Source organism: Lentisphaera profundi (assembly GCF_028728065.1).
Taxonomy (GTDB): domain Bacteria; phylum Verrucomicrobiota; class Lentisphaeria; order Lentisphaerales; family Lentisphaeraceae; genus Lentisphaera; species Lentisphaera profundi.
Window position 1 is genome coordinate 468,064 of the sequence record NZ_CP117811.1, and the last position, 24,371, is coordinate 492,434.

The following is a 24,371-nucleotide window of genomic DNA, read 5'->3' on the forward strand; positions in this document are numbered from 1 at the left end:
TGTGCTTTTTTGATGCGAGCCTCTTGAAAAAGCACTTAAAAAAATACATTAGAGATTAAAAAGAGCGTTTTAAATAAAGTTAGGCATGAAAGCTGAAAAATTTGCCTTTGGAGTCGCGGAGGGTAGGTTTAGATATAACAAAATCAAAATAGGAGATGCATTATGGGTTTACACGGACGTGGGAAAAAGCCAGTAAAGGCTTATGAGAATATGGATTTCATTAATTCGTCAGATGGGCGCCTTTTGCGGATTATGTCCGAAATGATCGAGCCGAAACGACGGTTTTCCAAAAGTAAAATCCGAGACAGTATCGCCTTCTTTGGCTCGGCACGACTCTTATCGAAAGAAGATGCAGGGATAATGCTAGAGCGAGCCGAACTAACTGGTGATGAATCTAAGATTCAAAAAGCTCAAGGGGCAGTAAAGATGTCCCGTTATTTTGAAGAGTCGGTTGAGTTAGCTGAAATGTTGACTAAATGGTCAATTGAAAATGACTTCGGTTATTACATTTGTTCTGGTGGTGGGCCAGGTATTATGGAAGCTGCAAATTTGGGGGCAAGTAAAGTTCCAGGTGGCCAGTCGATTGGCTTAAATATTTCATTGCCTTTTGAGCAGGAACCCAATCCCTACATAAGTCCCGAGTTGAACTTCGAGTTTAATTATTTCTTCATTCGCAAGTTTTGGTTCACTTATTTAGCTAAAGCGATCGTGGTATTTCCGGGCGGATTTGGAACCTTCGATGAATTCTTCGAAATCTTAACCTTGATTCAAACAGGGAAAACAACCAAGACCATCCCCATTGTTCTTTATGGGAAAGAGTTCTGGAGTAATATAGTGAATTTTGATTACCTAGTGGAAGCGGGTGTGATTTGCAAGAAAGATCTCGATCTTTTTGTTTGGGCAGATTCACCCAAAGAGGCTTTTGAGTATGTGATTGCGGAACTCAAACTTCAGCGTCGTTTACATTCAGAGTTTTACCAATAATTAGAACTTATTTAAGCAGAGCTCCTTGGAATTATTCCAAGGAGCTCTTGTGTTTTTGGGGTGTCAAAAGAAGATGAGTTTTGGCTCTCAGCTTGCAAAGTTTCAAAGGGGGCTTTAATTCACGAATAAAAAAGAATAATTTTAGGTTAAAAATGATTGATATTAGTCAACGTGTAGAAAGCTTAAGGATGCGTTTTAAGCAGGTAGAAAGTGAGCTTTCAGATCCGTCAGTATTTGACGATAAGGATCGCTACCAAGAGTTAAGTAAGGAGCACCAACGGCTTTCGGCTTTAGTTGAATGCTATGATCGTTTAGAGTCAGCAAAATCTGAGCTTCAAGAGAATAAAGAAATGTTAACAGCAGAATCTGACGAAGAATTAAAAGATATGATTCGTTTGGATATTTCTAGTTTAGAAGAAGAAGTTCCTAAATTAGAAAAGCAATTAATGATTTTGATTGTGCCACCAGATCCCAATGACTCAAGAAATTGTATTGTGGAAATTCGCCCTGCAGCAGGGGGAGATGAAGCAGCGCTTTTTGCAGAAGATTTAATGAGGATGTATCAACTCTATAGTTCGTCAAAAGGCTGGAAGATAGAAGTTTTGGAATACACCCCGAGTGATCTAGGTGGTCTGAAGGCGACTGTTTTTAGTGTAAAAGGCGTCGACGTTTTTCGCGAATTGAATTTCGAGAGTGGAGTTCATAGAGTTCAAAGAATTCCTAGGACTGAAACCCAGGGACGTATTCATACTTCCACAGTAACAGTTGCCGTTTTGCCCGAAGCAGAAGAAGTGGATTTGCATATTGATCCAAAAGATTTAAAAATTGATACCTACCGTTCAAGTGGTGCGGGTGGTCAGTGTGTAAATACAACTGACTCGGCTGTTCGTGTGACTTATGTGCCTACGGGTTTAGCTTGTTACTCTCAGCAGGAGCGTTCACAGCATCTGAACAAAGAAATTGCGATGAACTTATTGCGTGCTAAACTATTGGATGAAAAAATCCGTAAAGAGAAGCAGAAAATGGCAGATGAACGTCGTGGTCAGATTGGTACAGGAGATCGTTCAGAAAGGATTCGTACATACAATTACCCACAGAGTCGTATTTCGGATCACCGCTTTGGTGTGAGTGTCTATAATCTTCCGGATGTAATGGCAGGTAAGTTTAGTGACGTTATGGATAAGATCCTTGCGATTGATGCTGAGCAACGTTTAGCGGAAGAAATGTAATTGAGTTTAACTGAGAGTTTTTATGTTCCGTTTCGATAATATTCGCAAAGCCTATGCCGGACGCATGGTGCTTGATGATACTAGTTTTCATGTTCACCCAGGTGAACGCGCAGGTTTAGTTGGTCCTAATGGAGCAGGGAAAAGTACAATTTTCCGTATTTTAACGGGACAAGAAAGTTCGGATAAAGGCGATGTAAGACTACGAAAAAATATCCGTATAGGTTGGTTGAGGCAGAATATCCCCGATGAGCTTAAGCATTTGCCTCTTTTGGAATTTGCGTGTAAAGCAAGACCCGACTTAGATGCCGTCCAAGATAGAATTATTGAGCTAGAAAAGAATTTTTCTAAAGCACTAGATCAAGATAAAGTATTGAGTCAAATTGGTGATCTACAGCACGAGTTTGAAGCTGGAGGAGGTTATTTAATTGAGACCGCAGCAAGAACTTGTTTATCTGGTTTGGGTTTTAGTGATGAAGAGTTAGAGAAGCCGATTTGTGAATTCTCTGGTGGTTGGCAGATGCGAGCTGAATTGGTGCGAGTTGTTATTTCCGATCCCGATTTATTGTTGCTCGATGAACCAACGAATTATTTGGATGTACCTGCAGTTGAATGGTTGCGTGAATTCATGGTGAATTTCCGCGGTACGCTCTTACTTATTTCTCATGACCGTTACCTACTTAATGAACTGACCGAAGTGACTTACGAAGTATATGGCGGTCAAGTGACGCGCTATCCCGGGAATTATGATCAGTACAAAAATGTTCGCGATGAGCGCATGGAGCGTCTTGAGCTTGAGTCTGACAAATTAGAGCGCAAGAAAGAAAAGCTCGAAGGCTTTGTGAATCGTTTTAAGGCTAAAGCAAGTAAAGCTACTCAAGCCAAGAGTCGAATGAAGCAATTAGAGAAGCTCGAAAGTGTAGAGACCATGGTAAAAGTTTCGAGTATTGACTTGCGTTTAGGTACACCTCCTAGTGGTAGTCCAGTCCCTGTGGAGCTTGAGCATATGAGTAAAAGCTATGATGGCACGAATTATATCTACAAAGATTTATCACTGGCCATTCAAGATGGTGAGAAGATTGCTGTTGTAGGCTCGAATGGCATGGGTAAATCTACTTTGCTTAAAATCATGGCAAATAAGCTTCCTATTGAAGAGGGCAAGGTGAGTTTTGGCCATAAGACGACAATTGGTTATCATGCTCAGGAGTTGACTGAGAACTTTAATAGTAGTTTAAATCTGATTGAGCAGTGCAAATCTTTTGCAGCAGACACAACAGAAGGACGCTGTCGACAGCTTCTTGGTAGCTTTGGCTTTCAAGGAGATGATGTCTTTAAGCTTACGGGAGTCTTATCGGGTGGCGAGAAAATTCGTTTGTCCTTACTTAAGCTTTTGCTGGCTCCGCAGAATATGCTTTTATTAGATGAACCTACAACGCATTTAGATATCCAAGCAGTAGAATCCTTACAAGAAGCTCTCAAAGAATTTCCTGGAACAGTATGTTTTGTGAGTCACGATATTGAGTTTATTCGAGGCGTGGCGGATACTATTTTTGAAGTGACTCCGAAAGGCTTTCGCAAATTTCATGGAGATTATGATTACTATCTATCGAAAGTGAAAGATGAGGTCGACCTTGAAGAGAAGGTCGAGAAAGCTAAAGTTCAGGACTCCAGTGGATCGAATCGTAAAGGTCAGCGCCGTAAAGAAGCTGAAGAGCGCAAGCAATTTAAAAAGAAGCGTGGGCCATTAGAGAAACGTACGAAAGTTCTAGAAACCTTGATAGCTAAATTAGAAGATGAAGAATCTAAAATTGTGGAAGAGTTCTACCAAGAGCCACCTACGGCTCGAGTTCAGGTAATGAATAACCGTTTGGATGAAATTTCTAAAGAGAAAGAATCGGCAGAAACTGAATGGGAAGAAAAACTTGGAGAACTTGAACTGATTTTAGCTGAGATTGGAGAGAATGATTGAGTCCAGCGATTCACGCTTCTCTATTAGTTATTACTATTTCTGCTGCGGGTTTTATTGCTCATAGAAAAGATGTTATTAAGCAGGGGCATAGTGCGAGCTTAACCAATCTATTGATTAAAGTTCTAATGCCTGCTTTGATCTTTTCTTCGATCACTCAAAATGAAGAGTTCTTGAGTTCCAACCTAGTTTTCATGGCGCCCTTAATGGGCTTTGTTTTTGTGTCTATAAGTTTTTTGATTAGTTATGTTTTTGCCAAGGTTTTCTTGCGTGGGAAAGACTTAAGTGACCCGGAGAATAAACGTAGTTTTGTGACGGCATGTGGTATGCAAAATTATGGTTATATAGCCATTCCAGTGATAGCTACGTTATTTCCTGAACAAAATTTAATCGGGCCACTCTTGATGCATAATGTAGGTGTGGAGATTGCGATGTGGACAATTGCTTGTTCAACTTTGAGAGGAAGTTTCGATAGGAAGTCATTAGGGCAGATTTTGAATGCACCCTTTATTACGGTCATTTTTTCTTTGATTGTTTTATTCTCGGGAGTATATCGCTTTATCCCACCTTTTTTCATGGATTCTTCAAGAGCGGTGGGTCAAACGGCAATTCCTATTGGCTTGATTTTGGTGGGTGCCACCCTGAGTGAATTGTTCAAAGAAGGTTTGTTTGAAGGCAAGGCGTCTCGCCTTGTGAAACTCGTTGTATTGGGCTTATTAAATCGCCAAATTATCATTCCGATCGCGTGGTTTGCGCTCATCGCAATGATTCCCATGAGTCCAGATTTAAAGAAAATCATGTATGTTCAAGCCGCAATGCCGGCTGCATTTTTCACCATTGTTTTATCGCGTCATTTTGGTGGAAACGTAAGGACTATCGCCATTGTATCGGTGGCTTCCTTTGTCGTATCACCGATTTCAATTAGTATATGGCTCAGTTTTATGCCGAGCTAATTACTCTTCGCCAAAGCGTATTTGTTTGTAGAAGTAATTGTTGTGATAGTCGGCTAATGCCCGCTCTAAGGAGCGATAGTTATGACGAAACCCGGTGCGCTTTAATCGTTCCATGTTGAGCCCTGCAGGAAGAAGTTTGTAGTGCTGAGGGAGTTCAATGCTGGGGTCGAGTAAGTGATCGTCTTTGCCGCAAGCTTTCAAGCATAGTTTTGAAATTTGACTTAAGGTGAAGGATGTTCCTGTCCCCGCGTTATAGAGGCCGTTGAGTTCTGGGTTATCCATTAAGAAGAGTAAAATTTCTACTGCGTCTTTCACGTAGATTAGATCGATGACATAATCTTTGTTCTCTTCTTCCACTGCATAAACATTATTGCCACTATCGATAGCGTTAAAATTATGCGTGATAATACTTGGACTCTCAGTTTTGTGGTACTCATTGGGGCCAAATACATGAGAAAACTTTAGTCCGCTGATGCGATTGAGTATTTGGTTTTTATGTGCCCACATATCGAACATTTGTTTAGAGTAGGCGAGAGGAGTATTGGGGCGAAGGGCCTCGATTTTTTCTTCACTGTCATTGAGCGAAGCCTGGCCTTTGCCATAAGTCATGGCGGAAGAGGCGTAGATGAAGCGAATGTGTTTATTTAAGCAGTAGCTCGCTAAAGCCTGTGAAAACTTAAAGTTACTTTCAGTTAGATAAGATTTATTTCCTTCTAGAGGATCCGTGCATGCGCCCAAGTGGATGACGGAAGTGATGTTGTCGGGTAGGGCGTCACTACTCATGGCCTCGAGGAAGGAGTCCTTTTCTATATAATCAATATAGCTAAGAGGGATGAGATTGCGCCATTTCTCTGATTCGCCCAAATGATCCACGATAAGGATGTTTGAACGATTGCGACAATTAAGGGCCCAAATTAAGGCACTTCCAATAAATCCTGCACCACCAGTAACGACAATCATGAGGAGGTCCTTTAGCTAAATTTTTAATTATGTATCAATAAAGTACTTGAGGTTTATAGAGAGAAGAATTCTTTCCAAGTTTCTTCTTTGAAACCAACTATGGCTTGCTCGCCAAAAAGAAGGAAAGGACGTTTTACTAAGTTGCCATTTCCCATAAGTAGTGCGAGCTGATCTTCTAGTGCCATGTCGGGAAGTTGTTTGCCGAGTCCTAGTGCACGATAGTCCTGCCCTGAGGTATTGAATAATTTTTTCACATTGCCATCATAGCAATTGAGCATTTGTAATAATTCATTTTTTGTGGGAGTTTGTTCACGCACGGGGATGGAGCTGAACTCAATATTATTGGCTTCGAGAAATTTGACGGCTTTTACGCAAGTGCCACAGCGACTATATAAATAAATCTTTACTGACATGGTTGTTTCTACTTAAGTTGTTTAGTGATTACTTAATCTACTCTCTACAAAACGTCTTTGTAGAGTGATCGTTCAAAAAGTATTAGTTTTTTGAACTTAAAAGTGCTAGCTCGATAAGAATCTAATTATCTATGAAGAAGGGGATAAAAAGCTCTTGGGATGACTTAGTTCTTAAGTTCGTTATTCTTAAGAGCTTATAAGTATTTGCTTGCAGTTAATAAAAGATCTAAAGCTGTTTGCTCTTTTGGCATCTTCGGTTACTTTACCGCTCTCCCAAATCCTTAGGGGTAATAGAGCTCATTGATTCTTATTTAAAGTTAATAAATAAGTTAGAGTTTTAAAAATAACAGCAGAAAGCTTAACAGGAATATAAATATGGTTAAAATCAGACTGACTAGAACGGGTAAAAAGAATGCACCCAGTTTCAGAATTGTAGTTGTAGATGCACGTGTAAGACGTGATGGCGCATACATTGAAAAACTAGGTCACTACGCACCGATTAGAGAAGAAGAAGTCGTTAATGTTGAAAGAGCAGAATATTGGATCGCTCGTGGTGCTCAGGCAACTAGCACAGTGAAAGACATTATCAGAAGAGCAAAAACTGGCGAGCCTACTCGCGGTCTGAAAGGCCAGAAAAAAAGCGAAGAGCCTAAAGCTGAAGCAACAGAAAAAGTAGCAGAACCAGTAAAAGAGGCTGCTGAGGCGGCTGAGTAATGCTAAGTTTTCTAAAAAAACTTTTTGGTCTTGGTTCATCCAACACCGCTGATTATTACCCTCAGCCTGTAGGCGGAGATGAAGATTTGGTGCAATTGGTGAAATTTATAGTCGTTCGTATGGTCGACGAACCTGGAGAAGTTCAGGTACGTGGAGAAGACAACGATAAAGGATTTCAGATTACAGTAAAATGCAATCAATCTGATATTGGTAAGATCATCGGTAAAGCTGGTAAGAACATTCAAGCCTTACGTGCTCTCGTTAGCGGTGCTGGCGTTCGTGGTAGTCGTAGAGTTAGTGTTGAAATAGAGGATTAGTCCCCATACTTAATATAGATATCATTACCCTCTTTCCGGAGGTTTTTACTGAGCCAATGTCGAGTTCCATCTTGGGACGAGCAGTTAAAGCTGATTTAGTAAAGATTTCTATCCATAATTTGCGTGAATATAGTACTGATAAGCATCGCAGAGTGGATGATCGCCCCTATGGTGGCGGGCCAGGAATGGTTATGTCTTGTGATACGATTTTTAAAGCTATTGAAGATTTAAAAACACCCACAAGTAAAGTTATCTACATGAGCCCAAGCGGAGAGGTGTTTAAGCAACGCCTAGCCGAAGAACTTGTCAAAGAAGAACATTTGATTATTCTTTGCGGTCACTACGAAGGAGTCGACCAGCGAGTTTTAGATGGCATTGTAGATAGAGAGATATCGATTGGAGACTACATACTAAGCAACGGTAACCTTGCAGCGATGGTTATAAGTGATGCAGTGATTCGTTTGATTCCAGGAGCCTTAGGCTGTAGTGAATCGGCGATTGATGAATCCTTTAACCAAGAGAATGGACTGTTAGAATATCCGCAGTATACCAGACCCGAAGAATTTAGACAGATGCGAGTTCCAGAAGTTCTTTTATCTGGAAATCATAAAAAAATTAAAGAATGGCGTAGTGAGCAATCCTACAAGAAGACGCTTACTCGCCGACCTGATTTATTAAAGGAGATATAAAGTGAATAAGATGCAACAAATAGCTCGCGAGAACGAGCGTACAGATCTTCCTGCTTTCAACGTTGGTGATTCTGTAAAGATTCAGTACCGTATCGTTGATGGTGCTAATAGTCGTTTACAGGCTTTTCAAGGCAATGTAATCGCTATTAAAAACTGTGGTAACAGTAAAACTTTCACACTTCGTCGTGTGAACTTTGGCCAAGGCGTAGAGAGGACTTTCCCGTTCAACTCACCAAACCTTGAGTCTCTTTCAGTAGAAAGAAAAGGCAACGTTCGTCGTGCTAAACTTTACTACCTTAGAGAAAAAATTGGTAAGTCTGCACGTATCAAGGAAGCTAAGTAGTAGCTTAAGTCCTTGGACGAATTATTTACCATTTCGGAGCCGGATATGTTCTTTTTTGAAGAGCATTACCGGCTTCTTGGTTTTAAGGCTATTGGTGGGGTAGATGAAGTGGGTCGCGGTCCTTTGGCGGGGCCAGTAGTTGCCGCTTGTTGTATACTTCGTGAGGGGATGGATCTTCCTGAGGGTATCGATGATTCAAAAAAATTGAGTCGAAAAAAACGCCGTGTTATTTATGATCAACTCCGCGATATGGATGGAGTTGACTACGCCTTGGGGCTTGTTGAGCCAGAGGAAATAGACAAAATTAATATTTTACAGGCCAGTCACCTCGCCATGCGTAAAGCTGTCGAGGCCATGAAAGTCGACGCAGATTTTTTATTGATTGATGGTTTACCTGTTCCAGGATTTAAAGCGCCGACGCGTAGTATTGTTAAGGGTGATTCTCGTTCAATATCTATTGCGGCTGCTAGTATTTTAGCGAAAGAATTTCGCGATGATTTGATGGCTGAATATGCCCTTGAGTATCCTCAGTACGGATTTGAAAAACATATGGGATATGGAACAAAATTGCATATGCAGGCTTTGGATGAGTTTGGCCCCTGTCCCTTGCATCGTCGTTCTTTTGCACCTGTGAGGAAAGCTGAAAATGAGTTTAAGTAATTTACAGAGTAGAGATTTAAAGCATCTGTGGCACCCCTGTGCACAAATGAAAGACTATGAGACCTTTCCGCCGATGGAAATAGTTTCGGCAAAAGGGAGCTTGTTGCATACCGCGAATGATGGGCCTCTTATTGATATAATAAGTTCTTGGTGGTGCAAAAGCCTTGGTCATGGTCATGATGAAGTCCAGCAGGCAGTTAGAGATCAGATGGAGAAGTTTGAACACGTTATTTTAGCCAATACGTCGAATGAATTGATTGTTAATTTATGTGAAAAGTTGATCTCTTTAAATCCTGGATATAATAAAGTATTTTTTGCCGATAGTGGCTCTGATGGTGTAGAAGTCGCAGTTAAAATGTCTTTGCAGTATCAGCAACAGAATGGACAAGAGCAGCGCAAGAAATTCATGTCTTTACAGAATGCTTATCATGGGGAGACCATACTTACATTGGCGCTAGGTGATTGTGGACTCTATTCTGCGCCTTACGCGGCTTTAATGCCCGAGATTAAGAAAATTTTAGATATACCTTATGTGAGTGGTAAAGTTGAAGATTTACCTTTTGAAGATTTTTCTTCTTTGCTTGAACCACTCGAAGAATATGCGGATGAGTTAGCAGGTATAGTGATTGAGCCAGTTTTACAAGGAGCAGGAGGGATGCTTTTTTATCATCCTAGTTTTATTAAAGCTCTCCGCGATTGGACTTCTGCAAGAGGGATTCATTTGATTGCAGACGAAATCTTGACCGGAATGGGGCGACTGGGGAAGGTTAGGGCCTGTGAATTTGCGGGTGTGTTGCCGGATTTCTCTGTTTTTTCCAAAAGTATGACAGCAGGTTTTACTCCGATGAGTTGTGTTCTTACGACGGATGAAATTTACAATGGCTTTTATGATGACTATGAAACTGGTCGTGGTTTTATGCATTCCAATACTTATACGGGTAATGCTATTTCGGCAGCGGCGGCAGTGGCAGCGCTTGAGTTTTATGAAAGAGAACAAGTCTTTGCGAGAGTTGCGAAAGATTCTGTGTATATGCACGAATTATTTGAAGATGTGGCAGCTGAAACAGGGGCCTTGCTCAATGTCAGGAGTTGTGGCTTTGTGGTAGCAGCAGACTTGGATATGAGTTTAGCTGGTTTGAATAAAAAGCGCTGTGGTTATGAGCTTTATAAAAAAGCAGTGCGAAAAGGCCTTTTATTAAGGCCTTTAGGCAATACGGTTTATTTTTTACCGCCACTTAATATCGAGCGAGACCTACTTGAAAAGTCTGCAGATATTATGAAAGAGCTTATTTTTGAGGAGCTTCGTTCTTAGCTTCGTCTGTCTTGGGTTTGTCATCTTCGGTACATTGGTCTTGGTCTGAGCAGCAAGAACCGTTATGAACTTGCTCGATCCAAGCTTCGATTTCTTCTGGTGTTAATTTTGACATTACTTACTTTGAGATGCATACCAGGCGGCGGCTTTGCGGAGCCCGCTAACTAGATCGGTCTTTGGATCGTAATTCAAATATTTTTTAGCGCTAGAGATATCTGCGATATAATGTGTGACTTCGCCTAAGCGCGACGGCTCAAAGCTTAAATCAGCCTCAACTCCTAGTTCTTCTTGGAAGACATCTGCAACAGTGCGCAAAGGATTGCCTGTTCCATGGGCGAGGTTAAAAGTTTTATTCTTAACTTCTCCGCTTAGGAGTTTATCGACTCCTGATGAAATTCCAGCTACACAGTCATCTATATAGGTGAAGTCTAGTACTTTATCTTCGCCGTAGATGGTGATAGGCTCGCCATTCTTGATCTTGTTATAGAAGAGCGGTATGACGCGCTCCATTCGTTCAATATCGTTGTCGTAGCGGCCGTAGACATTGCTGAAACGATAGCATATGTAGGATAGATCATAACATTTTGAATATGAATAAAGGAAGGCTTCGCCAGAGATCTTACTAGCGGAATAGGGGCTTTCAGTTGTGTGGAAGCTAGCATCTTCTTCATTAGTCACGTAGCGCTGGATATCGCCATAGACTTCACGAGTGGATGAATAAATGATGGGGATGTTATTAGTCCGACAGTACTCAATCATATTAAAAGTCATCATGAAGTTATCGAGTGCGCGTGTGGGGTGCTCGACTAATTCGTGTACTTTGGCGTTGGCTGCTAAGTGGATTACAAGATCGACTTTTCCATAGTCTAAGCAACCGAGACCTTGATTGTAGTTGTCGTAGCGACTTGAGAGATCTTGATGGATAGTTGTTAGGTCGCTTGTCCAAGTGTTTTGGCGCTTGTCGATACCAAAAATTTCATAGCCCTTGTCGATGAGGTTATAGGCAAGGTTTGTGCCAATTTGGCCACTAATTCCAGTGATTAAAATTCGTTTACTCAATGTTTTTCTCGCTTAAAATTCAAAATCGTAATATTTGGCGCCAGGGTGCTTTGCTAATGGCGAGTTAGATATGCTGATATTCTTCGCTGACATAAGATTCTCTAAATCTACGATAGCAAGATCCTTGGGCATGTAGTCAAAGTCATTAGGCTTAAAGTCTATTTTTGGGTGAGACCATTTTTTGCCAGTTAAAACATAGCCATTTTTCTGATATATGCCTGCAGCAAGGGCATTGCGTTTGGTAGGAATAGCAATTTGAATAGCTTGCTTGCGTAAACCTGTTACGAGTGTTGTAGTGGGTATCCATTTATTGCGATAAAGAGAGATTCCATATTTTAAATAAATATCCTTACGTATCTTATCTTTGATTGCAGTAAGGATATTTTTTTTCTTGAAATTGTAGTCGTACTCAAGTCCGTTTGCATAGTTCTTGATTAGTTGTACGGCTTTTTCGGGAAAGAAGCGGGCGGTATCTCTTTTACTAATGTCGATAAGTGGGACCCGTGCATTGCCGATTTTAACTAGGCCGTATGAATCAATACCATAATATTTCCCGTCTACTTTTGGGTTACTTCCTAGTGATTGAGTTTTGTATATAGAGATTTTTGTACCTATTTCATAAGGTGCATAATATGCTTGTGCTTGTTTTAAAAAGTCACTGCTGCTCTTGTCGTCATATTGTTTGGCGTATTCTTTTTCAGCGGAGAGTATGACGAGTTTTTCGGTGTCTGCAATACTTTCAGCTTTCGGAGCGGGCCAAGGGATTTTGTATTTAGTGGCAACTTTTTCGATAGTGATTTCGTTTTTTAGTTCTTCTGTTGCAGTTTTGCGGGCTTGTTCCAGGATTTCGCTATTTGTCAATATGGTTTGGTCTTGTGAATAAAGAGTAAAGATGGAAAAGAATATAAGGTAAAATAATTTCATTAGATCTCCTTAGATGTTTTTATTGAAGAGGTTTTTGTTGTTAATAAAGTAATTGTAGCCTGAAGATAAGGTGATGTAAACTGTTATTAGCATGACGGCGTTGAGGAAAAAAACGAGCGTGTTATTGCTGATAGCTATTGAGTTGCCGTTAATGGCCCAGTGTAAGGCGACAATACCTAGATATGTAAACTGAAAAGCTGTTTTGATTTTGCCAGATTTATCGGCTTGGATGATAATACCCTTGCTGGCTGCGATTTGTCGAAGCCCTGTAACGGCAAATTCTCGAGTTACGATAATGATAGCAAACCAGTCGGGGGTGATGCTTTTTTTACATAGGATAAAGAAGGCCGCCGCGACTAAAATTTTGTCAGCTAAGGGGTCCATTAGTTTGCCAAAATCAGTAACGAGTTTGTATTTTCGGGCTAAGTAGCCATCTAAAAAGTCAGACAAGGCGGCGCATACGGCGACGATTAAAGCGAGCCAGCGAAAAAAAACATGTTGGTCAAACTGGGCTAGCAAGACGAATACTAAAGTTAAACCGAATCTACTTACGGTGATTTTATTGGCTATGTTCATTCTGCGAAAACGATTTCCTTTTGATTTTGACGGTATTCAATATATTCAATGGGTAGATAATTGCCATTTGTATCAAGGTAGAGTTGGCCTTTTTCATCTATGGAAAAGCGTCCTGAGGCAAAATCATTGACAGATGGAGGGAATACGACCCAGTCGCCATCGGCCTTAAGGGCCTCTTGGTTGGCATTAGCCATGTCTCTTAGGGGATCGTTTATTTTTCCGCTTCGATTTTTGTGGAGCTCTTGGTACTCGCTTACCTTGCGTCCTTGATAGTCAATGTCTACTTCGGGAGAGAGGCCGATTATGGTGCCTTCGTCCATGCCTGCACCTGAACTACTATAAGCACTAGCAACGATCACGGTGGTTCTCATGTGATCGATATCGTTAATAACTGCCAATTCAATGGGGATGGCATGGAGTCCAGTGAGTAGGCGGTTGCCAGACTTGTCTGTCACGGTTAGGTCCCCGGGGTGTACATTTAAGCAGGGAAGTTGTTCCGTGATGTTGCAGAGGGGGATGAAGCCAGCGAAGATAGCAAATTCCAATGGATAGATATTGAGCTTTTGGATGAGCCCTTGCGTCCATTCTTCTCGGGCCAGGCGACCTTCTGAGCTTGCAAGGGAGATGCTTTTTAAGTTCTTGCTTTTGTAGAAACTGAATATGTCATGTTCGATTAAAGGGATGTTAAATTGTTTTGCGATCTCTCGAGCAGCACATCTTTCAGGCCTATCTGTTACTAAACAGGAGGGGATGAACTTGCAGGTTTCTGGATCTTTATTCCAGAGTTCGAGTATTTTTATTGCGTTGGTGCCTGAACCGCTGATAAAAATAGCAGCTCTAGCTTTGCCGTTGGGTGGGATTTCAAAGAATTTTTTCATACAGACCTTAGTGGAGCTTGTTTTCAGATTTTATTTATAAGGATCAATACTATATTGGAATTGCATTTGCCTCAAGTAGGCAGGGAAAATAAAGATAAAATTTAAGGTTTGATTTTCATGAGAAATTTATTAAAAGTTTCGGCTGTGTTCGTTTTTATGTTGGTATTTGTTGTTCGCCCTCAGGCGCAAGCGGCGATTGAGAATAAGGATGATGATGTTACCACTTTGATAGTGACAGGCTACTCACTGCATTCGCGTTTATTGGCGGATCTTTTACAATTCCATACCAAGCAACCAGTCGTTTTTATTACTCGCCCAGATGCGAAAGAAGTGTTGTTTGTGCCCGCACAAAAAAATACGAATCCGGCTCCACCACAAACGCCGATTAAGATTTCTGCATCAGAGTTTCATAATTTTGTTAATTTTGCACACCCAAAGCAAGTGGTACTATTAGGTGAAGAAAGATTTATCCCTAAGCATTATCGCGATGTGATTAACCCAAATATAAAAACTTATGCTTTAACAGATAAAAATTGGACTATTATCGCTACTCAATGTGAAGAGCTTTTTGGCATCAAGGGTTTAGCAAAAAAATACCAAGCTGAGTTAGATCGCCTTGCGCGAGGTGGTGCTAATGTCGGTTCTCCACAAGCTAGTGAGCCACGAATTGTAATGCCGAAATAATTACAAGATTCTTTTGCATAACATTTACCACATCGCCCGCGGGGCTTTTTTAGAGAGTCTAAGAGATCCTGCAATAGTGGTTATTTTTTTTATAACGGCACTGATTAATATAATTTTACCTGTTACGGCACTATTTGTTTTTAGAGAGCAGTTCCGTATGATTGTAGATAACTTCATGGCGACAGTGCTCCTAGGTGGCTTAATTCTCGCGGTGTTTAGTGCAGATCGAGTGATGGGGCGTGAAATTTCTCAGGGAACTGCAGGTTTCATTTTCTCTAAGCCTATAAGTCGAGTCGAGTATGTACTGGGTAAGATTGTAGGAGTTATCCTGGTGATGGTTTTCTACTCACTGTGCAGTTCGATGGAGTTGCTTATATCTCTTCGCTGTGCTGGAGACCAGTTCAGGTTAGATTGGGGTGTCTATATTTTGTTAGCCTGTGCCAGCCTAGTGATTCCTTATCTCGGAGGAGCGTTGCGGAATTATTTGAAAGGTGGCAACTTTTGTCAGTCAAGTATGTTGATGCTGATGGTATCTATGTGCGTCGCTACACTAGTAGCACAATTTTTACCAGGGCACTCAAAAGAAGAAATGGGCTTGAATGGTCAAGTGGCAAGAGGTTTTTTAGTTTTAGGTTTTGCCCTAGCTTTGATGGGGACAATAGCGGTATCATTGATGACGCGTTTACGTGTAACAGGCACATTTGTCATGATGTTTCTCGTGTTTTTAGGTGGCGCTACGGCAGATTATTTTTTTGGTATCACTGCTGAAAAAGGAAGTATCATAGCGAAGATGGTGTATTTGATTTTGCCGAATTGGCAATCTTTTTGGCAAGCAGAGGCCTTAGCTATAAAAATTGAAATCCCCTTTACTTATATAAGCTGGTCATTTATATATATGTCAGCAATGATCGCTTTCTTCTCTGCTTTGGCATGTACCTTATTTCAAAGTCGAGAACTTCACGAGGATAATAATTCGTGAATATAAATCTGCACCATCTGGAGCTATTTTATTACGTAGCGGAAGCAGAAGGCATTTCGAACGCAGTAAAAGTGATGCCCTATGCCATTCAGCAGCCAGCCATCAGTCAACAAATTGTTAGTTTAGAAAAACATTTAGGTGTGAAGCTCTTTGAGAGGCGCCCCTTTTGTTTAACTGATGCAGGGAGGGTGCTGATTGCGGTCGTCGCACCTTTTATGGAGAAATTAGCAACCATCGAGGATGAGTTACGAGATTTAGACAAGCAACGATTACGTTTAGGTTGCGCTTCTTTGATTGCAGAACATTATATTCCGCAAATATTACCCGCTTTAATGAAAGAGTTTCCAAAGTTAATGCCTGTAATCAATGAGATTGAGGGGCGTTCCCCTTATCGTGAACTTATTAGTGGCGATTTAGATGTTGTTATATCTTCCGAACCTTTGCCGCGAAGTAAAAAGTTTAATTACGAAACCTTGCTCACAATTCCTTATCGTGTGATCGTAAAAAAAGATAGTCCTTTAGTTAGAAACTTTAATTGGTCAGAGCAATGCCTAGATTCAATGAATTGGGTGGCTTTACAAGAAGACAGCTATAGCATGAGCTTATTAAAGCAAGAGATGAAAAAGCATGGTTGTGCTCCAGTTTATGGTGCCTTGACCAATACTATTTCAACGGCACTTAAATATATCCAGTTAGGTTTAGGGGCGGGATTTATGATTACACCACCAAAATTTTTACTTGAGAGTCACGACTTAGTGGCTTTAAATACGGATTTTTTAGCAGAAGCAGAAATTGGTCTAGCGTGGAGAGAGAAAGATGAGATTATAGATATCCTCAATTCATTTCGCTCATTGGCACGGGACTTAATCATGGCTCGTCGCGGAGATTTTGTCTGATGAAAAAAGAGATTTTACTTGCTACTGATGGAGCCTGTAAAGGTAATCCTGGTCCCGGCGGTTATGGAACTATTTTAATTTATAATAATCACCGGAAAGAATTTTCTGGAGGATATAAATTAACGACTAATAATCGTATGGAGATGCTTGCAGTTGTTAAGGGTTTAGAAGCTTTGAAAGAAAGCTGTAAGGTCAAAGTTTTAAGCGACAGTAAGTATATCGTCGATAATATCAAGGGAGGTCATCCCTGGAAATGGCGTCAACGAGGCTGGATTCTAACAAGTAAAAAACCTGCGAAAAATGCTGATTTATGGGAGTGTATACTCAATCTTTTAGATAAGCATGAAGTTATTTTTGAATGGGTTAAAGGTCATAGTGGTCATGAGCTTAATGATCGAGCGGATGAATTAGCTTCAGACGCAGCAGAACAAAATAATTTAATAGATGATGAAGGGTTTAAAGGCTCATAATGCTTAAGAAAACGCTGATTTTAGTAGCGATTATCAACTTACTTTTGGGCTTTACTTATTATAGAAGTAAGAGCCTTGCTCAGCCTCAGTTGAGTGATGAATTTCATTTGTTAGAAGAGGCAGGGGCTAAATTGAAGAGTTCCTATGTAGATGAAAGCAAAGTTGATAATGAAAGTTTAACAACAGGGGCGTTAAAAGGGATGTTGAAAAGTTTAGATAGCTTTTCGACCTATTACACACCATCACAAAACAAAGAACAAGAGGATGACCTAAAAGGCAAGTTTGCCGGAGTGGGGATTCTTTTTCGTGTTGATGATAATGGAGTTTTTGTCAGGAAGGTGTATGGCGATTCACCAGCAGAGAAAGCAGGTGTACTTGGAGGGGATTATATTGTTGCCGCTAATGAAGTTTCGCTAGTGGGTTTAGATAGCAAAGGAGTCGTAGGACATTTAAAAGGCGCCCTTGATTCAAAGTTGAAATTATCTGTACATCGAAAAGAAGAGAAGTTAGAATTAGATTTAGAAAGGGGCTTTGTTTCAGTTCCAACAATAAAATCAGCAAAGATGCTTGATGAAGAAATCGGCTATTTGTATATTACACAATTTGGATCGAAAACAGCTGACGACTTTTCAAATTATATAGATGAATTTAGTGAACAGGGAATGAAAGGTTTAATTATTGATTTGCGATTCAATGGCGGAGGATATTTAAATTCTGCGGTTGAAATATGTTCGGTTTTTCTAGAGTATGGTTCCTTGGTTGCTTATAAAGAGGGTAGAGATGCAGCTCGTGAAGATTTACTCGACTTAAGTGAAGAGGCGAGGTTAGAAATCCCCATTGTTATACTTGTGAATGGGGATAGTGCCTCAGCTTCAGAAGTGACGGCCTCATGCTTACGGGACTATGAACGCTGTGTATTAGTTGGAGAAAAAACCTACGGTAAAGGTTCTGTGCAAGTTATCAGTGAGCTGAGTAATGGTGGCAGCATACGCTTTACGATTGCAAAATATTATACTCCAGCTGGTTACGTTATACATGGCAAAGGTTTAGAGCCTGATCTTAAGGTGAAATTATCATCTTCAGAAAAAAAAGAACTACGTAAGCAGATAGCCAATTATGATACAATTGAATCTAAAGATCCGCATGACAAGCAATTTCTGGAGGCATACAGGGTTCTTCAAGAAGAGATTAAATTAGCAGTAAAAGAAGCTCCCTTTTTCGCTGAGTTAAAGCAAAATGAGTAATGATGATTTTGAGGGCCTAGTTGAAGAAGTTAAAAAGCTTCAGCCCAAGCTTATGAGTAGTGTGTATAGCGCGACATTATTTTCTGCGAGCATGTTGGTGACGGCGGCGGTTTATGCTTTGGTGGTCGTTTTTTTTATTCCTACGGCATCCCTAGAGAGCGAGCAATGGTTAGTTTTCTCGGCCTTTGAGCACTTAGGTATCATTATGTTGGTAAGCGTCATCTTGATGCCATTTGTTATTTTATTTCAATTGATCACAGGGGTTTGCCTAGTGAAGAGACGCTTAGCTGTGGAATGTGTAGCCTTTCTGTTAAGTGTTTTGTTTTGTGCGCTTTTTTTCTGGCCAGGCATTTTTATTTAGCTTTTTATTTTGAAAAGCCCTTTTTTTGTATTTGAGTATTGAGTAAAGGCATTTGTTTATAAAAATTAGCAAGTAGTTTATATTCTAATATAAGGTGAGTGTTGATATGAATTTTGCAGATTTACTGAATCCAAAATTAATTCTATGTGACCTTCAGGCTGAAAGTCATGAAATGGTTTATTTGGAAATGCTTGAAGCGTTGAAGTCCCAATGTAAGGATATTTCTGAGCCAAGGATAATTTTAAAAGATATTTTAGAACATGAAAGATTAGTAGATATGCCCTATGATGTGGGCTTTGCTATACCTCACACTCGTTCAGCAGGAGTCAGTGACTTACATTTAGTTCTTGGTATTCATAAGAAAGGAATTAAACTTCAAGATTGTGATCAAGAAAGAAGCAAAATCATTATTCTTTTCCTCGTTTCTACGGAAACTTCAAAAATCTATCTACTTATATTGAAGGCTTTGGCTCGCTACTTTTCCAGTCCAGGGATGAGCGATAAACTTGCGTCATGTAATAGCCCAAGCGAAGTTATCTCACAGTTTCAAAAAGATAAAGTTGAGATTAATCACAGTATTAAAGCAGAAGATATTATGAGTACGTCAATGGACTGTATGCCTGAGTCGGGTATGCTGGGCTCAGCGATTGATGTATTGGCACAAACAAAGCGCTTACACATTCCGATTGTAGATTCTGATGGCCGATTGATTGGAGATTTTAACATCGATTCTATTCTTCAAGGCTCAGTACCAGATTATATAAGGATGATGGATAATTTAAATTTCTTGCCAGAATTTGAGCCTTTTGATAAAATTTTAAAAAATGAAGATCGAACTCCTGTGAATAAATTTATTGATCATGAACCAAATACCTGTAAACGTGAAACGCCTTTAATGGATGTAGTGATAAGATTTATTAAAGATAAGGTGACTTGTTTATATGTTGTCGATGAGACAATGCACCCCGAGGGTGTTATCACCAAGCATGAACTCATTAGCAATTTGTTGAGATCATAATGTTCTGGTTGGGTACTTTAATATTCCTCGGAACCTATGTAGTTATTGCCAGTGAAAAAGTTCACAAAAGTGCCGCTGCAATGGGGGGAGCTATGCTCATGCTTTTGTTTGTTTTACCTGGTGTGAATCATGGGAATCAGGCAGCTGATATAAGTAGTGGAGATAATCTTCCACTGGAGACAGTAGCGGAGAATCAAGGGACTGTTGCATTACACTTAGATTCTTTTGCCCAAAATATAAATTTTGATGTGATCTTTACCTTGGCAGGAATGATGGTCTTAGTTAATGTTTTGAGTGAAACGGGCTTGTTTCAGTACGTTGCGATTAAATCTGCGAAGATAGCAAAAGGCTCTCCTATTAACACTTTATTACTATTGGTATTTGCGACAGCTATTCTATCAGCATTTTTAGATAATGTGACGACTATTTTATTAATAGCACCCGTAACCCTAGTTGTAGCGGCAGAACTTGAAGTACCGCCAATTCCTTTTTTGCTTTGCGAAACTATGGCATCTAATATAGGTGGTTCTGCGACTTTAATTGGTGATCCACCCAACCTGATTATCGGTTCTTATGCGGGACTTTCTTTTAGTGCATTTATGGTTAACCTTTCGCCATTTATTCTAGTGTGCTTATTCTTTTATATGCTTGCTCTATGGTTTTATTATCGCAAGAGAATGGTAGTTACCATAGAGAAGCGTGCGAGAATCATGGCTTTCAATGAAAAAGAAGCGATAACAGATAAAAAGAAATTAATTAAGGGGGGCAGTATTATGCTCCTGACCTTACTGGGTTTTTTATTCCATGGGATGTTGCATCTTGAGCCATCGGTGGTGGCAATGACGGGGGCTACATGTGCTCTTATTAGTTGTTCAGATAATGTGGATCATGCATTAGAGAAAATAGAGTGGGGAACCTTATTTTTCTTCATGGGTTTATTTATACTGGTGAAAGGAGCTGAAGAGGCTGGTTTGATGGATGAGTTAGGTAAGCTTTTAGTCTACATGAATGATTGGCATCCTTTGGCCATTATTCTCACCATAATGTGGGTAGGGGGACTTTGTGCCGCTATTATGAATAATGTGTCTTTTACTGCAGCAGCAGTTATTATCATTGGTCAATTTATTGGGACGCATGAGTTTTTTGAAGTAAGGCTTCACGAAGAATTACTTTGGTGGGCCTTGGCCTTGGGAGTCTGTTTAGGTGGTAATGGTTCTGCTGTAGGTGCCGCGGCAAATATGTGTACAATGGGTATTGCCGAAAAAAATGGCCACAAGATTTCATTTAAAGACTTCTTTATCTACGGGATACCTGTTACAATAGTCACCTTAATAGGTGCAAGTGCGTATATTACTCTAAGGTTTTATCAGCTGTAAGACCCTCTTGAAAGCTATCCCAAGCGGCTCTGTTTTTAGACTGTTGCTCTAGGGGTAGTTCCTTGAGTTTGTATAAGGGTCGACAGGAACGCATTCCTATATAAGAACCTTTATCATTATTGGAATGAGTGAAACGCATTGCGGACCTAGAGTACTTTAATTCAAGAGACCAAGCGCCACCTCGAACAATTTGATAACCACTCTTATAACGTTTCCATTCATTGTAACCCCAGATTTCTTCTCCTGGACTCCAAGATAAGTCAGCATTTTTGTCGTTATAATAAAGGTTTCCATTTACGCCTCGTAGCTTATCAAAACTCGTGAGATCGGTATCTTTATTTTGATCGCCTCTCCAGATGAAAGTGTCCCTGCTACTTTTGTAAATGGGATCTAAAGGATCTTTAGCGGCCCAAATTATTTCACTATTCGTCCATAGGCCATCGTTATTGGCATCGTGAAAATAAAGGCCTGTTTGACGGCCTTGGCTACGTGTTTCAACTTTGAAGTTGTTTCGGGGTAAAACGATATCTTCAGGGTGGTCGCCATCATAGATTTTGAAATCCCATGAGTGAGCGTATTGATCTTTTTTGCATTCATAGATGAAAAAAGGTGAGCGGGTGAATTCTTGCATATTGCCATGGGTATTGAAAAGACCAAAAGCATTTGGTAGCAAGTGATTTTTTTCATAACGAGGAAAGGCGTTGTATTTCGATATTACATATGCTGGAGCAAGCTTGAGGTCTTTACCGAAGTGCCAAGGAGTATGGCTCCCCGCGCGTGTTGCATATTCCCATTCTTTTTCCGATGGTAAAGTGTAGCTATGTTGAGCGAGATTGAGTTGTGTATTAAGTGCTTGAAAAAAGAATAAGCAATCATTGAAGCTGACATCCTGTATTGGAAAATCTGGTTTCGGCGTTTTGGCAGGATTTTTGTTTGTAACAGCCTGCCATGTTTTTTGAATGGTTTCAAATTTTTGTAGATAAAAGGGGTATTTGATCTCGCTTTCATGGAGTAATTCTGTGGAAGTTCTATTGGCTTCGGTCTGTGGGCTTCCCATGAGAAATTGTCCTGGGGGAATCAGTCTGAATTTCATGCCAAACTTATTTTCTACCTCTAAAGGGAGTCCGTATTTTATGATGCATTCACGTTGTAGAATAAGGGTTTCATTCATTTCGGTCGTGTTGTGTGGTGGATGAATGATTGTTTGTTTAAGAGTGCTTTTGAGGTCCACTGGGAGTTGAGAAAAGGGGGGGGAGAAAGATGCTTGTAGTGAGGTGGAAATTAACTTTGTTTTATCTATTAAGGTGGATTGGGCTGCTTTTGAGTCGCTTTTTAAAAAAGATAAAGCCAGAGATAGAGTGACTAATAGTAAAGCACCAAGAATTAAAATGGTTTTGTTGCTAGATTTTTTAGTTGCTTTAAGCTGATCGCGGAGTTGTTTGTCGACTAACTTAATTTTGAGTTTTTCAGCAAGTTTAATTTGTTCTTCACTTAACTTGGTTTTTTTTTTCATGTATTTATTCCTTGAAACTGGCGATGAAGCCCCAGCTGACAAATATAATTGTACCTAATCCAGCGGCTATAAATGGAGGTAGGATATCATTGCGGCCTAAGTTTATGAAGAGGCCATTGATGATGTAATAAATGAGCATTATGCCAATAGCACGAGAAGCAGAGCTCATTCCAGCGGAACGTTGATTGCTGGTAGCAATAGGGATGCCTAATAAAACGCCAATAAAGCAAGAGAAGGGAGAGAAAAACAGGGAGAATTTTCGTGTTTCTAGGAAAGCCTTTCGTTTTTCATCAACAGGACGGCCTGAGCTAAGCTCATTATTTATTTGACTCAGAGAAGGCGTGCCTTTGAGTTCGTCTATATTACTTAATAAGATGGGATCATCTTTGATTTCGGGGCGAGGGTACGTAGCAAGTTTTTGAATTTTTTTAATTCTATGGTCATCAGCAAATTCAGCGATACTTACATTTTCGAAATGCCAGCCTAATTCTTTGTTGAAACTACCTGATAAAGCTTCGATTTCGCGAATAAGCTGCCCCTCTTCATTATATTCTAGGAGTTGGATAGCCGAGAAATTTTTGTCTTCATCAGAACTCAAGGCCCACTTGCGCGTTAGCTTTTTATCAAAAGCGGTGAAAACATGAAACTCACTGCTTTTATTCATTGATTCAGCTTTTGTGATCAGTTCAAAAGTTTTAAGCCGAGAATAGGGTTCGATATACTCACTAGAGATAAATAGGCCTATGCCTACAAGGATAGAAAATACATAAATGGGAGCGCTTAGTTTAGTTATGGACAAGCCAGCACTGCGCATAGCGGTTATTTCATGGTTTCGGTTAAGGCTTGAAAAACAATATATGGTAGCCAAAAGTAAAGACATGGGAGCGATATACGCAAATTTGTCAGGGATATACAAAAAATAGTAAGTGATGACCTTCCATGTATCATCAAGTTTTAGCATATCCGAAAGATCGTTCTGGACATTAGCAATAAAGAAAACAAAAATGAAACCGCTAGTACAGCAGACAAAAGGGAGGAGCATACTGCGCATTATATAGCGCGAAAGAATGGAGAAAAACATGTATTTTAGCCAAATCTCACATTAACTATTTTTGTGCCAGATAGTATTTCATGTAAACTTTTACTGGCAATGTAAACGAAGAAAGGTTCCAAGGGTAGGAGTAGGAAGAAAAATACTGAATATAGAAAAGACCTTTGTAAATTCACAGGCATGTCTTCTGTATTAACCGCCATGACACCATAAAATCTTTGGCCAGGAGTTTGGGCAAAAAAACCAATATTTATAGTGTAGTACATGACAAAAATTAAATAAGCTCCTGCAAATAGTAATGCAGCGCTCGATCCATAGCTAGCACTTGCTTGGGGAGTGCCTTCACTTAGGTTTTGCATAATTAAGCTGTTATTTAAAAAAGCAGCTAAAAGATACACTAAGCCGTAGATAATTGATAGATCAATGACAAAAGCAGTGAGACGATGTTTTTTGATGGCGAGCCGAACGGAGTTAGATGTACGACCAAGTGGCTTCATGTGGACTTTGGCCCCCTCGGTATCTTCTTTTTTTTCGACTTCTTTAACATGATCGGTGAGAAAAGGGATTTTTTTGGCTTCTTGCGTTCTTTTCATTAAAGAGTTGCGAATAAGTGTGGATGCGTCAATATCGCCACTTGTAGCCATATCAATCAGAACCTCTTCTGGGTAAGGACCGAGTTCGGTATTTTTATCTTTGACTATGAAGAATTTCATTTAAATCACTTGGCTTATTTTTTTATGTGTATAGTGTGGTATTCGATAATACGTATAAGATAACTCTAAAAAATCAAAAAGAAAGAATCTCA

At 40.1% G+C, this 24,371-nt stretch carries 28 protein-coding genes; 18 read left to right on the forward strand and 10 right to left on the reverse strand.

From position 1 onward, the window contains the following. Nucleotides 1-162 precede the first annotated feature (162 nt). The 4 genes from PQO03_RS01845 to PQO03_RS01860 all read left to right on the forward strand — a co-directional run bounded on the left by PQO03_RS01845 (nt 163) and on the right by PQO03_RS01860 (nt 5,129). Nucleotides 163-984: an LOG family protein gene (locus PQO03_RS01845; RefSeq protein WP_274150773.1), complete on the forward strand. Its 822-nt coding sequence runs from the start codon at nt 163-165 to the stop codon at nt 982-984. Nucleotides 985-1,136: 152 nt separating this feature from the next. Continuing rightward, a complete protein-coding gene (prfA, locus tag PQO03_RS01850) occupies nt 1,137-2,213 on the forward strand; it encodes a peptide chain release factor 1 (RefSeq protein ID WP_274150774.1) in 1,077 nt (358 codons plus the stop codon). A gap of 22 nt (nt 2,214-2,235) precedes the next feature. Continuing rightward, a complete protein-coding gene (locus PQO03_RS01855; protein WP_274150775.1) occupies nt 2,236-4,179 on the forward strand; it encodes an ABC-F family ATP-binding cassette domain-containing protein in 1,944 nt (647 codons plus the stop codon). Beyond that, a complete protein-coding gene (locus PQO03_RS01860; protein ID WP_274150776.1) occupies nt 4,176-5,129 on the forward strand; it encodes an AEC family transporter in 954 nt (317 codons plus the stop codon). Before PQO03_RS01855 ends, PQO03_RS01860 begins: the two co-directional genes overlap by 4 nt. Here PQO03_RS01860 and PQO03_RS01865 read toward each other — a convergent pair whose 3' ends face one another. Together PQO03_RS01865 and PQO03_RS01870 are read right to left on the reverse strand one after the other, a co-directional pair. Then, nucleotides 5,130-6,089 (reverse strand): NAD-dependent epimerase/dehydratase family protein, encoded by a 960-nt coding sequence (locus PQO03_RS01865; protein ID WP_274150777.1) that lies wholly within the window; start codon nt 6,087-6,089, stop codon nt 5,130-5,132. It lies immediately after the preceding gene. 53 nt (nt 6,090-6,142) lie between these two features. Then, a complete protein-coding gene (locus tag PQO03_RS01870) occupies nt 6,143-6,502 on the reverse strand; it encodes a Spx/MgsR family RNA polymerase-binding regulatory protein (RefSeq protein WP_274150778.1) in 360 nt (119 codons plus the stop codon). Between the two features lie 375 nt (nt 6,503-6,877). Between PQO03_RS01870 and rpsP the strand changes: the two genes are divergently transcribed. Genes rpsP through bioA form a run of 6 tightly spaced genes read left to right on the forward strand, consistent with a single transcriptional unit; the run spans nt 6,878 to nt 10,537 of the window. Further along, nucleotides 6,878-7,216, forward strand: coding sequence for a 30S ribosomal protein S16 (gene rpsP, locus PQO03_RS21980; protein WP_337993440.1), 339 nt, complete (start codon nt 6,878-6,880; stop codon nt 7,214-7,216). Then, nucleotides 7,216-7,533 (forward strand): KH domain-containing protein, encoded by a 318-nt coding sequence (locus PQO03_RS01880; RefSeq protein WP_274150779.1) that lies wholly within the window; start codon nt 7,216-7,218, stop codon nt 7,531-7,533. Before rpsP ends, PQO03_RS01880 begins: the two co-directional genes overlap by 1 nt. 23 nt (nt 7,534-7,556) lie before the next feature. Continuing rightward, on the forward strand, nt 7,557-8,222 hold the full coding sequence (gene trmD, locus PQO03_RS01885; protein WP_274151798.1) for a tRNA (guanosine(37)-N1)-methyltransferase TrmD: 666 nt from the start codon (nt 7,557-7,559) through the stop codon (nt 8,220-8,222). Between the two features lie 10 nt (nt 8,223-8,232). Continuing rightward, on the forward strand, nt 8,233-8,565 hold the full coding sequence (rplS, locus tag PQO03_RS01890; protein ID WP_274151799.1) for a 50S ribosomal protein L19: 333 nt from the start codon (nt 8,233-8,235) through the stop codon (nt 8,563-8,565). Nucleotides 8,566-8,610: 45 nt separating this feature from the next. Beyond that, complete coding sequence (locus PQO03_RS01895; protein ID WP_274150780.1) at nt 8,611-9,225, forward strand: ribonuclease HII; 615 nt, start codon at nt 8,611-8,613, stop codon at nt 9,223-9,225. Next, entirely contained in the window at nt 9,212-10,537 is a 1,326-nt protein-coding gene (bioA, locus tag PQO03_RS01900; protein WP_274150781.1) for an adenosylmethionine--8-amino-7-oxononanoate transaminase, read from the forward strand. Before PQO03_RS01895 ends, bioA begins: the two co-directional genes overlap by 14 nt. Here bioA and PQO03_RS01905 read toward each other — a convergent pair. Genes PQO03_RS01905 through PQO03_RS01925 form a run of 5 tightly spaced genes read right to left on the reverse strand, consistent with a single transcriptional unit; the run spans nt 10,512 to nt 13,974 of the window. After that, on the reverse strand, nt 10,512-10,652 hold the full coding sequence (locus PQO03_RS01905) for a hypothetical protein (protein WP_274150782.1): 141 nt from the start codon (nt 10,650-10,652) through the stop codon (nt 10,512-10,514). The genes bioA and PQO03_RS01905 overlap by 26 nt on opposite strands. Then, on the reverse strand, nt 10,652-11,596 hold the full coding sequence (locus tag PQO03_RS01910; RefSeq protein WP_274150783.1) for an NAD-dependent epimerase/dehydratase family protein: 945 nt from the start codon (nt 11,594-11,596) through the stop codon (nt 10,652-10,654). The genes PQO03_RS01905 and PQO03_RS01910 overlap by 1 nt, the downstream gene beginning before the upstream one ends. Nucleotides 11,597-11,608: 12 nt before the next feature. Continuing rightward, entirely contained in the window at nt 11,609-12,520 is a 912-nt protein-coding gene (locus PQO03_RS01915) for a hypothetical protein (protein WP_274150784.1), read from the reverse strand. A 9-nt stretch (nt 12,521-12,529) separates the two neighbouring features. After that, nucleotides 12,530-13,096, reverse strand: coding sequence for a CDP-diacylglycerol--glycerol-3-phosphate 3-phosphatidyltransferase (pgsA, locus tag PQO03_RS01920; RefSeq protein ID WP_274150785.1), 567 nt, complete (start codon nt 13,094-13,096; stop codon nt 12,530-12,532). Then, entirely contained in the window at nt 13,093-13,974 is an 882-nt protein-coding gene (locus PQO03_RS01925) for a formyl transferase (RefSeq protein ID WP_274150786.1), read from the reverse strand. Before PQO03_RS01925 ends, pgsA begins: the two co-directional genes overlap by 4 nt. A gap of 117 nt (nt 13,975-14,091) precedes the next feature. On the opposite strand from PQO03_RS01925, the gene PQO03_RS01930 reads away from it, so the two are divergent. The 8 genes from PQO03_RS01930 to PQO03_RS01965 all read left to right on the forward strand — a co-directional run bounded on the left by PQO03_RS01930 (nt 14,092) and on the right by PQO03_RS01965 (nt 21,002). Continuing rightward, nucleotides 14,092-14,658 (forward strand): hypothetical protein, encoded by a 567-nt coding sequence (locus PQO03_RS01930; RefSeq protein WP_274150787.1) that lies wholly within the window; start codon nt 14,092-14,094, stop codon nt 14,656-14,658. 157 nt (nt 14,659-14,815) lie between these two features. Beyond that, a complete protein-coding gene (locus tag PQO03_RS01935) occupies nt 14,816-15,637 on the forward strand; it encodes an ABC transporter permease subunit (protein ID WP_274150788.1) in 822 nt (273 codons plus the stop codon). Continuing rightward, nucleotides 15,634-16,533 carry a LysR family transcriptional regulator gene (locus tag PQO03_RS01940; protein WP_274150789.1) on the forward strand — a complete coding sequence of 300 codons (900 nt, stop codon included), beginning with the start codon at nt 15,634-15,636 and terminating at the stop codon, nt 16,531-16,533. Before PQO03_RS01935 ends, PQO03_RS01940 begins: the two co-directional genes overlap by 4 nt. Continuing rightward, nucleotides 16,533-17,003, forward strand: a complete 471-nt coding sequence (gene rnhA, locus PQO03_RS01945) for a ribonuclease HI (protein ID WP_274150790.1) — start codon at nt 16,533-16,535, stop codon at nt 17,001-17,003. Before PQO03_RS01940 ends, rnhA begins: the two co-directional genes overlap by 1 nt. Further along, complete coding sequence (locus PQO03_RS01950) at nt 17,003-18,247, forward strand: S41 family peptidase (protein ID WP_274150791.1); 1,245 nt, start codon at nt 17,003-17,005, stop codon at nt 18,245-18,247. Before rnhA ends, PQO03_RS01950 begins: the two co-directional genes overlap by 1 nt. Then, complete coding sequence (locus PQO03_RS01955) at nt 18,240-18,608, forward strand: hypothetical protein (protein WP_274150792.1); 369 nt, start codon at nt 18,240-18,242, stop codon at nt 18,606-18,608. Before PQO03_RS01950 ends, PQO03_RS01955 begins: the two co-directional genes overlap by 8 nt. Before the next feature lie 106 nt (nt 18,609-18,714). After that, entirely contained in the window at nt 18,715-19,626 is a 912-nt protein-coding gene (locus PQO03_RS01960; RefSeq protein WP_274150793.1) for a PTS sugar transporter subunit IIA, read from the forward strand. Then, the gene (locus PQO03_RS01965; RefSeq protein ID WP_274150794.1) at nt 19,626-21,002 is read left to right on the forward strand and encodes an ArsB/NhaD family transporter; all 1,377 of its coding nucleotides are present in this window, start codon (nt 19,626-19,628) and stop codon (nt 21,000-21,002) included. The genes PQO03_RS01960 and PQO03_RS01965 overlap by 1 nt, the downstream gene beginning before the upstream one ends. Here the strand turns inward: PQO03_RS01965 and PQO03_RS01970 are convergent. The 3 genes from PQO03_RS01970 to PQO03_RS01980 are packed head-to-tail and all read right to left on the reverse strand — an operon-like array spanning nt 20,977 to nt 24,279. Next, complete coding sequence (locus tag PQO03_RS01970) at nt 20,977-22,515, reverse strand: formylglycine-generating enzyme family protein (RefSeq protein ID WP_274150795.1); 1,539 nt, start codon at nt 22,513-22,515, stop codon at nt 20,977-20,979. The genes PQO03_RS01965 and PQO03_RS01970 overlap by 26 nt on opposite strands. Before the next feature lie 4 nt (nt 22,516-22,519). Further along, nucleotides 22,520-23,596, reverse strand: a complete 1,077-nt coding sequence (locus PQO03_RS01975; protein ID WP_337993441.1) for an LptF/LptG family permease — start codon at nt 23,594-23,596, stop codon at nt 22,520-22,522. Between the two features lie 5 nt (nt 23,597-23,601). After that, the gene (locus tag PQO03_RS01980; protein WP_274150796.1) at nt 23,602-24,279 is read right to left on the reverse strand and encodes an RDD family protein; all 678 of its coding nucleotides are present in this window, start codon (nt 24,277-24,279) and stop codon (nt 23,602-23,604) included. Nucleotides 24,280-24,371: the final 92 nt, after the last annotated feature.

Coding starts and splice junctions, on each gene's coding strand:
- PQO03_RS01880 (WP_274150779.1), top strand. CDS start 7,216: ATGCTAAGTTTTCTAAAAAAACTTTTTGGTCTTGGTTCATCCAACACC.
- PQO03_RS01870 (WP_274150778.1), bottom strand. CDS start 6,502: ATGTCAGTAAAGATTTATTTATATAGTCGCTGTGGCACTTGCGTAAAA.
- PQO03_RS01970 (WP_274150795.1), bottom strand. CDS start 22,515: ATGAAAAAAAAAACCAAGTTAAGTGAAGAACAAATTAAACTTGCTGAA.
- rnhA (WP_274150790.1), top strand. CDS start 16,533: ATGAAAAAAGAGATTTTACTTGCTACTGATGGAGCCTGTAAAGGTAAT.
- PQO03_RS01960 (WP_274150793.1), top strand. CDS start 18,715: ATGAATTTTGCAGATTTACTGAATCCAAAATTAATTCTATGTGACCTT.
- PQO03_RS01925 (WP_274150786.1), bottom strand. CDS start 13,974: ATGAAAAAATTCTTTGAAATCCCACCCAACGGCAAAGCTAGAGCTGCT.
- PQO03_RS01905 (WP_274150782.1), bottom strand. CDS start 10,652: ATGTCAAAATTAACACCAGAAGAAATCGAAGCTTGGATCGAGCAAGTT.
- PQO03_RS01965 (WP_274150794.1), top strand. CDS start 19,626: ATGTTCTGGTTGGGTACTTTAATATTCCTCGGAACCTATGTAGTTATT.
- bioA (WP_274150781.1), top strand. CDS start 9,212: ATGAGTTTAAGTAATTTACAGAGTAGAGATTTAAAGCATCTGTGGCAC.
- prfA (WP_274150774.1), top strand. CDS start 1,137: ATGATTGATATTAGTCAACGTGTAGAAAGCTTAAGGATGCGTTTTAAG.
- PQO03_RS01845 (WP_274150773.1), top strand. CDS start 163: ATGGGTTTACACGGACGTGGGAAAAAGCCAGTAAAGGCTTATGAGAAT.
- PQO03_RS01955 (WP_274150792.1), top strand. CDS start 18,240: ATGAGTAATGATGATTTTGAGGGCCTAGTTGAAGAAGTTAAAAAGCTT.
- PQO03_RS01935 (WP_274150788.1), top strand. CDS start 14,816: ATGATTGTAGATAACTTCATGGCGACAGTGCTCCTAGGTGGCTTAATT.
- PQO03_RS01865 (WP_274150777.1), bottom strand. CDS start 6,089: ATGATTGTCGTTACTGGTGGTGCAGGATTTATTGGAAGTGCCTTAATT.
- PQO03_RS01855 (WP_274150775.1), top strand. CDS start 2,236: ATGTTCCGTTTCGATAATATTCGCAAAGCCTATGCCGGACGCATGGTG.
- PQO03_RS01980 (WP_274150796.1), bottom strand. CDS start 24,279: ATGAAATTCTTCATAGTCAAAGATAAAAATACCGAACTCGGTCCTTAC.
- rpsP (WP_337993440.1), top strand. CDS start 6,878: ATGGTTAAAATCAGACTGACTAGAACGGGTAAAAAGAATGCACCCAGT.
- PQO03_RS01895 (WP_274150780.1), top strand. CDS start 8,611: ATGTTCTTTTTTGAAGAGCATTACCGGCTTCTTGGTTTTAAGGCTATT.
- rplS (WP_274151799.1), top strand. CDS start 8,233: ATGCAACAAATAGCTCGCGAGAACGAGCGTACAGATCTTCCTGCTTTC.
- pgsA (WP_274150785.1), bottom strand. CDS start 13,096: ATGAACATAGCCAATAAAATCACCGTAAGTAGATTCGGTTTAACTTTA.
- PQO03_RS01975 (WP_337993441.1), bottom strand. CDS start 23,596: ATGTTTTTCTCCATTCTTTCGCGCTATATAATGCGCAGTATGCTCCTC.
- PQO03_RS01930 (WP_274150787.1), top strand. CDS start 14,092: ATGAGAAATTTATTAAAAGTTTCGGCTGTGTTCGTTTTTATGTTGGTA.
- PQO03_RS01915 (WP_274150784.1), bottom strand. CDS start 12,520: ATGAAATTATTTTACCTTATATTCTTTTCCATCTTTACTCTTTATTCA.
- PQO03_RS01950 (WP_274150791.1), top strand. CDS start 17,003: ATGCTTAAGAAAACGCTGATTTTAGTAGCGATTATCAACTTACTTTTG.